This is a genomic window from Vibrio sp. 811 (genome assembly GCF_033339195.1).
Window position 1 is genome coordinate 28,167 of the sequence record NZ_JAWOUB010000007.1, and the last position, 12,117, is coordinate 40,283.

Below are 12,117 nucleotides of genomic sequence, written 5' to 3' on the forward strand. Positions count from 1 at the left end.
TGTCTGGAAGGTTGCGAAATTGGGGTTTGAAAGATAACAACTAGGAAAGAATAATATATCAAACAACTAGAATACTTTGTTGACGTAATTCAAACATCCAATCAATGACTTACACCTCATTAATAGGAGTAAAACTCAGGTCTAACCGTCTTGACTCGTTTATGCCCCAAAGCTTGCCAGCCAAAGATTTAGGACAAATTTCTTTTGTCATAAATTGACCAACTTTTTCTAGTGGATGATTATGTACTTAGTTTGATACGAAGTTGTAGCTCGATTCAGAAACGGTAAGTCCAATTATTTTGTATATGGAGACAAAGTGAAACAGTTAAAAGTAAACACGCTTCATGAACTGCAAGAGTTAATTGCCACGTATGGCGAGGCGGTACTTTTCAGGGGGCAGCTTGAACATTACGGTGAGCCTAGTCATCCTTCTGTTATAGCCTCATTTGACCGCAGAGTTTGCGTTCCTTCTGAAGCCGTAAAGTGGATGAGTTATGCCAGTAAAGTTCTTGAGGTCCTTATTGGTGACCATGTTAAAGATATTAGTTATGTACAAGCACTTTTACAGCATTATGGATGGAGATCATTTTATATTGATTGCTCATCCAGCCCAGCCGTGAGCGCATGGTTTGCTAGTCATAAGTACACTGAGTCACTAGGCATCGATATGTGTGAAGATTGTGGTGAAAACTTTCTCTGGGAGCGCAAGAAGTTTGCGCAGTATAATTTTGAAGAGGGTGACGGGCATCTTTATATAATTGATAAATCAATCGCAAAAGAAGTAGGACTTGTAGATTTGTCTACATTAACACTTAGTGGAACTTTTCTCCGAACAGATGCGCAAAAAGCATGGCTGTTAGGACCGACTTTAGGGAAACCGATACCCAAGGAGTGTTTTGTTGCTCATATTACAGCGAGTAGGAGCATCTTTCGGGACTATGCAAGCTTACACGATTTAACAAACACTGATTCTTTGTTTCCGCCAGCTTCAAAAGATCCAATTTTGAAAGCACTACTAGAGTTGCCGTGGCGAGAAATAAAGTCGCTCCGTGATCCAGAGTTTTCGGTTCCAGTCTTTCAGCGAGCACTTGAATTGCCAGAATATCAAAACAGTTTTGAAAAAATCGCTTCACCTACAACTGCTTTTTACCGAGGTCAGACGATAAGTGAAATGTTCGATTCATTAGAGTCTCGCTATGGATTACTGACTGGTGGTGAAATTATTTCTGCATCAGAATTAATTCTTTTCGGAAGTGCTGATACAAACACACCATTGAATTTTCCTAAAATCGAAAAAAAGCTTGAAGGGAATAACTACCTAGCATTTGAAATAGATGAAATCGTTAAACATCCTAATGTGGGAGATAACATTATTTATCAAAAAGGGGTTGGTATAATTTCTCACTCATCGGAACTTTTTGAAGTTTGCGCATTAGTCGTTATGCATCCTGGTATTGAAATGACCAATGCTGGATTTAGTCCAGGCTGGTTCTATCGTAGAAAGTCGAGTGGTTTATGGGAACGGGAATATCATGAATATGAATGCGACTGTGGTAACGAGAATATACATAATCGTAATATTTCTGCACTGCACATCGCTGAAGAGCTTTTAACGTTGTAAGGGGAATAGTTTACATGGACCATGAAATTACCAATTACGTAATGGCTTATTAAAGTTCGCCACGAGTATCGAGTTTTCCCTACATGAAGTAATTCGTGGTTTGCTAAATTAAGTAAATACTCTAAATTGATTCTGTCCAAAAACGATTCTGAGATTAAATATCCTTTATAAGGAGCAGTGCTTATCCTGTAAGCACTGCTCCTTATAAAGTTTCAATCTTTAATGTAAAAGTGGCGAACTTTATCGTCAGAGTTTCGATCTTTGTTGTCCACCGACATCTCTCGATTCTTTTCTTCGTGATATTTAGCCGCATAAACCGCCAATAAGCTTGCTGTAAAAGCAATCATTGCTGCATTCAGAGTTTGCCAATGAGACCAAACTTCTTGGACATATGACCAATTTCCACCACCATCAAACCATGGCTTTAATATCATCATCACGAAATACACCCCAATCAAAATACAACCAAAGGTAGAAAAGTATACTCTTACAAAAGTATCCAAGAGAGTTTTGGGAGACCCCATTCTTTTCTGTATTGAGCTAAGAAATTCAGTACTGATACCGATAACTTTGCGAAGATAATTGGCCCCATCACGAAGCTTCTCTACCCCAGATAGTTCTTTATCCATGTTGTACCACTCCTAGTAAACAATTTTTTAAAGCTTAAGGTTACCAAATTGTACTCGTTTCTATGCATAATGAGCGCGATACTCAACCACAGTCAACTAAGAGGTTCATAGTTTCGTGTCTATGCTCTAGATAGCCGATTAGGTTGAGGAGCTCTCGGAAGGAATTAGACCAAGCGTAAGTAGTAAGCTTACGCTTGTTAGAAGAGTTCTTAGTGAGGATTAGAGACGTTCTTGGTCAATGAGTTGCTCTAACGTATTTCAAATGTATTCCCGTAGGAGTGATATTGGTTAAATCTCGGCTATATACATACCCATACTTTTGTAAGAGATCAATTGAGTGATACGTCCAGCCAGCGGCAAAGGCTACACCAGCCAAGGCAAAATAAACACAGATTTTATTAGCTAGCTGCATTGCACTTTGAGAGTAAATTTCATTGATTTTTTTCCCGCACAACATAGCTTTTGGGGCCATAAAAAAAATACAACCTAACGCCCCTAATAATCCAATCGGCACCCACAGAGTTAGAACGGATAGCTGAACAGTGTCTGCTTTATTCAGTAGTTCAAGATAGTCTCTATAGACTACATAAGATGGATAGCCCCAACAAATTATCCCAAACAAAAGAACAAAGATACCAGCCAAACGTAATCTTGTTTTATGTGACATTCTCAAGCATCCTTACGACTTGATTAGAAACTTTGTATTCACCCCAAACAACCTCAATTAAGACATATGTTGCTGTAACAAATAGCGCACCAACCATTACGGGAGCTCCCAGAGCTGCCGTAGCAAATAACAGAACTTCACCAGCTGCTGTTTGCAACATGAATTTGAACATATCGGCACCTACATTGCCAAACCAATCCACTAAGTGATAGTCGTCTTTAAAAACTAAGTCGCTGGTGGCTAGACTAGCGGACACCACAAAGGTTAAGGCACCCGCACCTTTGAAGTTTGCAGTTCTAGATTGAGGACTAAAGCCTGCTTGCACCGACTTAAATGAATTTAGAGGGTACTTCTTACCATTCATATTAAGCCGAGTACCATTGACAAACGCATGCCGTAGCACTTTGCCATTCTCGTTTGTCCCTGAAAATGCGACAAATAATTTACCTCGGCTTTCTACCAAATCAGCTTTAACGCCTAGATCGCCAAACTGTTTAGCAATTGATATCGCATTAAACATAGGCTCTGTGTGATTGAACCAAGACTTAACGGTGTTAATGCTCAAGGCGATAGCAGCGACATCCTTACCAGACTCCAGCCAAACGTTATGTAATATTTTATGTGCATCCTCTAAATCTGTAATTAACACATGCTGGTGGTTTTTAGCCATTTCATCCCCAAGTGAACACTGTAATCCTATTGAGTCACTGAGAAGCTGAGGAGCATTCAATCCTAGAGAAGTAGGTCCTAACCCTGCTTTTTCTCTATCTCTAAGAACCCTCTCACGATTTTCCATCGCTTGCTGAAGGAGTTAATTCAGCTCTACGCTCTCGTTGCTGACGAGCGAAGAGCTCTTTTGTGGTTTCCGGCTTTCTTCTGGGGTAACAGGGGCAGATTCATATCTCATAGGATCATACTTACACTATAAAAATATGATTATATCAATATTTTCAATACGTTATCATTATCAACAATGCCGATCTACGCTTTAACTGCCAGAAAAGCCATTATGGCTAGTTAAATGTTCACATTGAAACCTAAATCACATCAACTTGAACTCAAGTAGAAAGCTTTTAAAGAATAGTTCCCAAATTGGTATGTAATTTATGATATCGATACTATTCATCTCAGACCACTGAGTTGCTTTAATGTGAACTGGAAACAGCATCAAAACTTTACTATTAAAACTAAGAGTCTATTGTAAGGCTTCCAGACCTTTTATTAACTTATAACTAGGTACTTATAAATAATGAAGATTCTCAGCTTTATAACCAAAATCTTTATAAGAGAAAATCAATTAAGTTCCCAAAAGTTTTCAGCTTCACGTGACTTGAATGAACTTGCATTCCGTGCCCAGCAAAACTATCGAGCTAATCCGGATAAGCTCGCAAATAGAAGAAATATAACAGCAATTGTGAACGCATTTCATGCACTCCATTCAAACTTAGCAGCTCAGCCTCACGACAATTATTTCTTTGGTAATTTAATCAAAGACCATAAAAATGGTTATACCAGCATGGATACAGCAGTCAGTTTAACTCTTGACCTTATCAATGAACCTAAAGCACTTTTCTCATCACAATGTGAATATTTTTCAAGGAACTTAGAAGTCATCCTAAGAGATTACTCATTCACAAGTCCACCTGAGAAAATTATATCCCCTTACCTAAACGAAATAAGTGATGTGGCATACGGAGGCATTTAACATCTCCCTAGGCTAACTATAAGCTAAATTGCTTGCATGTAGATGGTGTAGTCGGAACTATTCCCTCATCTCTAATTTCCCGACATAGTTCCTCTACACCTTTAACAAACGCCATGTACCACCCTGAGCCATTATTAAACAGTTTGCTAAGTGTAGTAATCGCTGTAAAACACAGATTCTGCGCCTTGGTGGGCTAAATGCCAGTTTTTCCAATGCTCCCTTTCGGCTTCAACTTGTTCTCTATCTACAACCCTAGGGAGCAACAACTCGATGCCTCCCCTTTCTTCATGGGATATTACGCAGTTATGGCAATTCTCGACTATCATTCGGTTAATTTTATGTGTTTGGTCTCGCGTAAGTTTTGTACCTCTTGGAATTGGAGGAGAAACTCCAACTTGTGTATACAGCAAATGCCTTGGTCCCAGTGGTAAAATGACCTCACTGTTTGGATTTGCCCAGCCACCATTAAAATCATAATTTTTGCTATCTTCATAATTTAACCGTACCACTGGATTGTCTGACGTATACCAACTCATCCCCTCAGCAGGAAGGAGTATGGTCCACTTGTTTCTATGTAGTTGATCAGCAACAGTGGTAAGGACATGTTTTATAGACCACAACCAAGAAGCTCTTCCAACCAAAGATGTAACTTTTACTACAAACTCACCCTTAGCATTGTCTATGATCTCCACTCTTAAGGGTAAGCTATCATGGTAACGAGCCTTCCCATCAGGCTTATAACCCGGAGGTATTTTTGATTTAACCTCTTTAAGGACATCTTTGACCACTTCATTAAGTGCCACTTCATTGAAACGCTCTAAATGCTCTAGGTAACGCTTTGGAGTCCGTAAGTCCTGAAGTGCAACGAAGTTAGCTAATTTCTTATAATCATTCCTTGTAAGCTTCTCATTGCGAGCTACTTTCTCAATCGACTTACTGGCAGGAAATTCATACTTAGAATCGAACCAATTTTCTAATATATCATCTGGGCTACCGTTTTGAGTGTTTACATACAAATATTTATGGTAACCGATCGCTGATGGATAGTAGTCCTTCCATAATGGCACATTCTCGTGTTGAACAACTTTCCTATAGTGGAATACCTTACCCTGCTCGTTGCACCAATTTTTTAGATACATCTCAGGTAAAAAGTGATTGTCTTTTTTTACACTCAATGAAGCCTCCATTTTCTCTTTTAACGCTGCATTATGGTGCTACAAAACCTTACCGTACCACCGGGCTTATACCTTACTACTCGAATCTATAGTGCAATTACAGTGTCTCTCCATGCTCATGAATCGTATACTCAAAAACCTATGGTTCACAGATGTGCACCAGGCCATCTAACCATCCCAATAGCTCATGCTCTTCCTTACATTGCACCAGTACATAGCTGGATATATAATTACTGTATATACATACAGCAGTCAGACGTGTTTTTAAAATGGGTGTTTTACAAATATTTGATCAGTCAATAAATTGCGGCATAACAGGCTTTGAAGACCCAACAAGCGGGAGTGTCCGTAAATCCCTGTCATTGTCAAAACAGCTAGTTCATCATCCTAGCGCAACCAAATTAACTGTTGCTCATCAAGATGTACCTTACTTCGGTATTTCAGATGGCGATTACCTGCTTGTTGACTCAAGCCTTCAACCTGAAGCAAACGACTGTATTTTGGTTGAATACCTTGGCGAAAACGCTCTTGTGTCATTTCAAGAGATACAAAAGCAAGAAGATATTGTAGTTCAAGGCGTTGTATCTGCTCGTTTTCATTGGTACAGAAAAGGCTATTCGATACCTATTCATAACTCATTGAAAGAGTTCGACCTTCATGAGTTATTAATACCTCCTGAGCAACAACATACATGTGTATTGATGCGTGCAAACGGTAAGTCTATGTTACCAATCATTGATAACGGAGATTTGCTACTCCTTAACCGCAGCCTCTCATTTAAAGAAGATCATCCCGTTATCATGGCTTTAAATGGTGAATTGGTATGTAAGAGGTTGAACAAAAGACTGAAAAAAGCATACAGCGACAACCCAAAGTTCAGATCTGTTTATCTATCATCAAGTGACGAAATTCGCATTTACGGCTGTGTCTCTATGGCTATCCGAATTTACCGGAGAGAACTTCGTGGCCGATAAATCATTCGCACTAATAGACGGAACAGGATTTTATGCGCACAGTAGTGCTCAATTTCATCCTGGTTTAAAAGGGAAACCAGTACTCGTGTCAGCAGGCCAAGGTATTAGTATTGCCGGAGCAAATATAAAGGAATTTGGGATACCCAAGTTCTCTCCTATTTGGGAAATCGACTCTAAAGTTGCCATGCATCATGGCGCAATATTTAAGTGTAATTTTAATACCTTAGGGCAGATATCTAGGAACTTTAAGCAATCACTTATAGATGTTTCCGAGGGGCTACCCATTTTTCATTACAGCGTCGATGAATCTTGGGTGGAGACTACGGAGCTACTGAAGAATGGCATTGACCTGGAACGCGAAGCTTGGCGTTGGCGTGAACACATTTGGAAAACAACGGGTGTTCCTACAGGAGTCGGGATTGGTCCTAGTTTAACTCTTTCAAAACTGGCTTCGTTTGCAGCCAAAAAACTTCAGGGTAGTAACGGTGTATTTGTCATTAGTAAAGACAATTTGATTCAGACATTAGAAAAGGTACCTGTTTCAGAGGTTTGGAACGTAGGCAGGAAGCTATCTAAACACTTTTCTCATATGGGCATTTATAGCGCGTTAGATTTAGCTCGCCAAGATCCTAAAAAAATGCAAAAAGCCTTTTCGATTTCCGTCGCCAACACGATCCATGAGTTAAATGCCACACCTGTCTACAATTGGAACGACACACGACCTAAGAAGCAACGAATTTGGTCCACCAGCTCATACCGGGACCGTTTACAATCAAGGGAGTCCATAATGTCGGAATTATCTCTTCACCTTGCAGAGGCATTTTTTAAATTACGAGCGCAAAAATCAGAAGCCCTGGCTATAACAGCATTTGTGTCCACATCCATACATGACGATCCTCAGGAGCAGTTTAAGGCTAGCCGGAGCATACACTTCAGTTACGGTGTATGCGATACCTCTGTAGGTCTAAAGACTTTGAGAGCTATTCAGGGTGACCTTATTCCTACTCAACCGACAAAAACGCGCATTTATAAGGTTGGAGTTGGCCTTACTAGTTTAATCGACGCAGAACACAAGCAAGCAGATCTATTTGAACCAGAGGTTAATAACCATAAATTAAGCAAAGCAATCGACTGCATTAATTCGCGCTTTGGGAAAGGGACAATAGAATTTGGAGCACGTACAAAGCGGTACTCAGAGCGACCAGGGAATGTAAAGTTGCTAGAGCTGGAGAATTATTTCAGCGATTTTAATGAGCTACTTGAGGTTAAGTGTATTTGAATGTATTGGGTTGTGTGAATTAGTGAGAATGCAATCTGTCAGTTTGGTCTCCTGAGGGAGATAAAATCTGAAAAATCTGAAAAATCTGAAAAATCTGAAAAATCTGAAAAATCTGACAGATTGTTTATATTGCTATAGGAGAGGAATAAAGTTTCATACTAATTCCTACTACAAAGTCTGAGTCACGCTACAACTTAGTAATAAAGTATCATAATGGTTGTCTTGAGCATCCACAGATTGAGCGGTCCCATTTAAACACGTTTCTGGACAGAAGTTTGCCAGTGATTTTACTAAATTAGTAATTCATGAATAACTTTATGTATCGAAAAGCCGCTTAGTGAAGTGTCCAGTCTGGCTGGAGCAGATTAGTCGAGCAGTTCATCCTTTTCTTTCGCTTGAAGTTGCGTCTGATATTCTTTGAAAGTGGTGAGATTACCGATAATCCCCGCGAGCGGGGTTCTCAAATCATGAGATACGGAAAGCAAAATTTGGTGGCGCAGTTGAACTTGTTCTAGCGCATTTTGTTGGCGTCGATATCGCTCAGCGAGCTGACTGGTAGTAAAGGCAACCACAATAAAAACAAGTAAGTTGATGATGTCATCTAAGTGGAACATCTGAAGCGAATATCGAGGCGTGGTAAAGAGGAAGTTAAAACTGACGGCTTCGGCAATCGCAGCCACATAAGCTATTTGTGAGTGACATTGAAGGGCAATCACAACGATAGAAAGCTGGAGTATCAGCAACACCGCAATGGTTGAGCCTAACCAGTGATCAAGTCCTAAAGATACGACAAGTGCAAGAACAAACACCGATGCCGATAAGAGATAACGCTTCTGTAGCCAACTCATTGCCATATAAGTCATTTGAAAGAAAATCTTAACAGCGACTCTATCAGATGCGCAGTCAGGGTTCGCGTAAAAAAAGCGTAAAAAAATGGCGAAATCTAGAGGCGTTATATCCAATCAGAGGAAGTCACAAACAGCATCATAACTTCCTCGACTTATGTATTGGTTAAGGTTTTGCAGAGCCTTCATCAACCCACTTCATGTTCAGATCTCTCTGCGGGAAAGGGATGGTTAGCCCCGCCGCTTCGATATTCGGTTTCACTTGCTTCTGCACCGCCCAATAGGTTTCCCAGTATTTGTCCGTCGGACACCAGGCGCGAAGTTGGAGGTTCACTGAACTATCGGCCAGCATGTGAACAATCACTTGAGGCTCAGGATCTTTAAGGATATGTGGCTGGGACAACGCCAACTCTTTAAGCACATTCAATCCGATTTCTACTGAATCTTGGTAAGAGATGCCAACCGTGATATCCATACGACGTTTGTTGTTTCGGCTAAAATTACGAATGGTTGAATTCCAAACCGCACTGTTCGGACTAGAGATGTAGAGACCGTCCGCTGTCTCGAACACAGAAGTGAATAGACCAATATCGACCACGCTACCAGAGTAGCTTCCGAATTCGACGAACTCGCCTTTTTTGATTGGCTTCAGAAATAAAATCATGATACCTGCGGCAATGTTACTCAGTGTGTCTTTCAGAGCTAGGCCAATCGCTAAACCCGCTGCACCGACTAAGGCAACCAAGCTGGCAGTATTCACACCAAAGAGGTCTAGAACAATGACCAACGCGACTAAATAAACCGCATAAGACGCGACTTGAGAAAGCAAGCGAGCGATAATTTCATCCCCACCGCTGACTTTCTCTGTTGCTTTAAATACCCCGCGCTTGACGAGCTTGGATACCACAGAAGCCAAGATAAAAATAAAAATCGTCAAGAGCGCATTTTGCAAGATCTGCATAATGAGTGCCTGATGAGTATCGTAAAAACCAGCGATATGTTCCATGGTTACTCCTCTATCTCTTTTTGTACGGATTGATAATGGTTACTACGTGAATCAATAAGTTCACCGTTCAGTATTTGTCTATTACAGCGCTCCATAGATGAGATAACCATTGTACCCCAAATAACACAACAACAGAACAGCGCCTTCACTGCGAGAAATCGTCTGTGATTTGCCAAAACGAGCGGCGGTCAACAGCAGTAATCCCGTGACAAAAAGCATCGATGTCCAGTCACGCCAGAAGACTTCAGCACCAATATTGGCAATAGGTTCAATGGTACCAGCAATACCGATGACGGCTAAGGAGTTAAACATATTTGAGCCGACCACATTACCCACAGCTATATCATGCTCGCCTTTACGAGCTGCCACGATGGATGCTGCTAATTCGGGTAAGGACGTTCCTAAGGCAACAATAGTTAGGCCAATCAATAAATCGCTGACACCGAGTTGTTGTGCGATTTCCACCGCTCCCCACACCAAAATACGCGAGCTGATAATCAGTAACACTAACCCTGTAATCAGCCAGAAAATGGATGACTTCAGTGACATACTTTGGCTAGATAGTTCGTCGTCCATCTCTTGTTCTAAGTGGTCTCCCTTTGAGCGTAATGCGCTCCAGATTGACCAACCAATCAAAAGCATGAATCCACCAATCAACGCCCAGGCTTCTAATGTGCTGATATGGTGATTCCACAGCATTGCGCCAATGACAAGCGTGACGACCAAAAGGATGGGAAGTTCTTTACGGATGATGCTTGAATGTACAGCAATCGGTGCAATGATCGCGGTTACACCGAGTATTAAGGTAATGTTGACAATGTTCGAACCGACAGCATTTCCGAGCGCCAGAGCAGGGTTGCCATCCATAGCCGCCATAGCCGAAACCACCATTTCAGGTGCAGATGTACCGAATCCGACGACCAACATACCAATCAATAAAGGTGGCATTCCTGCGTAGTTGGCACTAGCGGCTGCGCCTTCAACAAATTTATCTGCACTCCAGACAAGCAGTGCAAAGCCAGCGATAATCGCGAGTGAAGCTAATAGCATGTTTAATCCCTATTAAATAACGTAAAAGTATAGAATAACGGCCAAAATTAATCGGTAGATGACATAAGGCATCATCCCAAATTGATTCAGGAATTTGAGGAAGTAGTGGATCGCAAGTATTGCGGTGAGAAAAGAGGTAACGCTACCAATTAAAAGTGCCAGCCAATCTACGGTTACCGAACTATCCATCGCTACTTCAGCGATTTTGGCTGCTGCCGCGAGAGCAGTAATCGGTATTGCAAGCAAAAAGGACAGGCGAGAAGCTGCTTGTCGATTAAATCCTAGTATCAATGCTGCGGTGATGGTTACACCTGAACGAGAGGTGCCAGGGATTAAGGCTAATGCTTGCGCACACCCGACAATCAGTACATCTCTCCAACCGAGAGATTCTAACTCTCTAACTTTTCGACCAAAGATATCGGCTAAACCCAGCATCACGCCATAAGCTACGGTTGTAAACAGAATAACCATAACAGAGCGAAGCTGGTCATCGATTAAGTCAAGAAGAAATAACCCAGCTAATGCCGCAGGAAAGGTTCCCCACAAAATCGCCCAGGCTAAGCGACTGTTGGCGGAGGAATATTGACGTTGAGTGATCGATTTACCCCATTCAGTGATCAATAGAGCAATATCTCGTCGAAAGTAGACGAGCACGGCGAGCAGCGTACCGATATGAGTGGCGAGATCGAAGCTAACTCCCTGATCGACTACACCAAGGAAGGTCGGCATTAAGATCAAATGAGCAGAGCTAGAAATGGGGAGAAACTCGGTAATTCCTTGCACTATCCCTAAAAACAAAGCGTACCATGCATCCACAGCAGGTTTCCTTTTGTCATCTCGGGCAGGCAACAACAAAAGCAAAATAGCAATCCTGCCCGCATCGCTATTTTGCTTAAGTCTTGCCAGAACATGTTGAACGTGAATACCACAAGCATAAGGCTTGGAGACTGTTGATATTCACTCCACTACTAATCAGTAGTGGAAGGCTACTCCCTTAAACGAGCTGAATTGTAACTAACAAATACGATTTATATCAAATGTTAAATAAATAAGTTGAAATAAGAAAAATTGGGCTGAGAGTTTGTGTGCGAGTTTTTGCTCTAACTAACAATACACAGTTTCACAATCCATCAGAGATAAGTTTTGTGAGGGCTACGCATAGTACA

General features: G+C 41.2%; 10 protein-coding genes and 2 pseudogenes. 4 read left to right on the forward strand and 8 right to left on the reverse strand.

Going from position 1 to position 12,117, the window contains the following annotated elements; genetic code table 11:
- Positions 1-316 precede the first annotated feature (316 nt).
- Positions 317-1,621, forward strand: coding sequence for an FRG domain-containing protein (locus R7Q46_RS12850; RefSeq protein WP_213899631.1), 1,305 nt, complete (start codon positions 317-319; stop codon positions 1,619-1,621).
- 212 nt (positions 1,622-1,833) lie between these two features.
- Here R7Q46_RS12850 and R7Q46_RS12855 read toward each other — a convergent pair whose 3' ends face one another.
- The 3 genes and pseudogenes from R7Q46_RS12855 to R7Q46_RS12865 all read right to left on the reverse strand — a co-directional run bounded on the left by R7Q46_RS12855 (position 1,834) and on the right by R7Q46_RS12865 (position 3,824).
- Complete coding sequence (locus R7Q46_RS12855) at positions 1,834-2,250, reverse strand: hypothetical protein (protein ID WP_213899632.1); 417 nt, start codon at positions 2,248-2,250, stop codon at positions 1,834-1,836.
- Positions 2,251-2,485: 235 nt separating this feature from the next.
- On the reverse strand, positions 2,486-2,917 hold the full coding sequence (locus R7Q46_RS12860) for a hypothetical protein (protein WP_077284305.1): 432 nt from the start codon (positions 2,915-2,917) through the stop codon (positions 2,486-2,488).
- Positions 2,907-3,824 (reverse strand): annotated as a pseudogene (locus R7Q46_RS12865) (hypothetical protein). The gene R7Q46_RS12860 and the pseudogene R7Q46_RS12865 overlap by 11 nt, the downstream one beginning before the upstream one ends.
- A 342-nt stretch (positions 3,825-4,166) precedes the next feature.
- On the opposite strand from R7Q46_RS12865, the gene R7Q46_RS12870 reads away from it, so the two are divergent.
- On the forward strand, positions 4,167-4,622 hold the full coding sequence (locus R7Q46_RS12870; protein ID WP_025767120.1) for a hypothetical protein: 456 nt from the start codon (positions 4,167-4,169) through the stop codon (positions 4,620-4,622).
- 146 nt (positions 4,623-4,768) lie between these two features.
- Here the strand turns inward: R7Q46_RS12870 and R7Q46_RS12875 are convergent, their stop codons facing one another.
- Complete coding sequence (locus R7Q46_RS12875) at positions 4,769-5,797, reverse strand: DUF4238 domain-containing protein (protein ID WP_176043453.1); 1,029 nt, start codon at positions 5,795-5,797, stop codon at positions 4,769-4,771.
- Between the two features lie 269 nt (positions 5,798-6,066).
- Between R7Q46_RS12875 and R7Q46_RS12880 the strand changes: the two genes are divergently transcribed.
- Both R7Q46_RS12880 and R7Q46_RS12885 read left to right on the forward strand, forming a co-directional pair.
- Positions 6,067-6,771 carry a S24 family peptidase gene (locus tag R7Q46_RS12880; RefSeq protein ID WP_025767122.1) on the forward strand — a complete coding sequence of 235 codons (705 nt, stop codon included), beginning with the start codon at positions 6,067-6,069 and terminating at the stop codon, positions 6,769-6,771.
- The gene (locus tag R7Q46_RS12885; protein WP_213899633.1) at positions 6,761-8,050 is read left to right on the forward strand and encodes a nucleotidyltransferase; all 1,290 of its coding nucleotides are present in this window, start codon (positions 6,761-6,763) and stop codon (positions 8,048-8,050) included. Before R7Q46_RS12880 ends, R7Q46_RS12885 begins: the two co-directional genes overlap by 11 nt.
- A 368-nt stretch (positions 8,051-8,418) precedes the next feature.
- Here R7Q46_RS12885 and R7Q46_RS12890 read toward each other — a convergent pair.
- From R7Q46_RS12890 to R7Q46_RS12905, 4 genes and pseudogenes are all read right to left on the reverse strand, one after another.
- A pseudogene (locus R7Q46_RS12890) lies at positions 8,419-8,898 on the reverse strand (DUF4118 domain-containing protein); the annotation flags it as partial.
- Positions 8,899-9,061: 163 nt separating this feature from the next.
- Entirely contained in the window at positions 9,062-9,901 is an 840-nt protein-coding gene (locus R7Q46_RS12895) for a mechanosensitive ion channel family protein (protein ID WP_104965929.1), read from the reverse strand.
- 81 nt (positions 9,902-9,982) lie between these two features.
- On the reverse strand, positions 9,983-10,951 hold the full coding sequence (locus R7Q46_RS12900) for a calcium/sodium antiporter (protein WP_039428122.1): 969 nt from the start codon (positions 10,949-10,951) through the stop codon (positions 9,983-9,985).
- A 12-nt stretch (positions 10,952-10,963) separates the two neighbouring features.
- Positions 10,964-11,767, reverse strand: a complete 804-nt coding sequence (locus R7Q46_RS12905; RefSeq protein ID WP_039428124.1) for an undecaprenyl-diphosphate phosphatase — start codon at positions 11,765-11,767, stop codon at positions 10,964-10,966.
- Positions 11,768-12,117: the final 350 nt, after the last annotated feature.

Excerpts from the sequence above, each read along its gene's own strand:
- R7Q46_RS12880 (WP_025767122.1), top strand. The coding sequence starts at position 6,067 with ATGGGTGTTTTACAAATATTTGATCAGTCAATAAATTGCGGCATAACA.
- R7Q46_RS12895 (WP_104965929.1), bottom strand. The coding sequence starts at position 9,901 with ATGGAACATATCGCTGGTTTTTACGATACTCATCAGGCACTCATTATG.
- R7Q46_RS12870 (WP_025767120.1), top strand. The coding sequence starts at position 4,167 with ATGAAGATTCTCAGCTTTATAACCAAAATCTTTATAAGAGAAAATCAA.
- R7Q46_RS12855 (WP_213899632.1), bottom strand. The coding sequence starts at position 2,250 with ATGGATAAAGAACTATCTGGGGTAGAGAAGCTTCGTGATGGGGCCAAT.
- R7Q46_RS12900 (WP_039428122.1), bottom strand. The coding sequence starts at position 10,951 with ATGCTATTAGCTTCACTCGCGATTATCGCTGGCTTTGCACTGCTTGTC.
- R7Q46_RS12860 (WP_077284305.1), bottom strand. The coding sequence starts at position 2,917 with ATGTCACATAAAACAAGATTACGTTTGGCTGGTATCTTTGTTCTTTTG.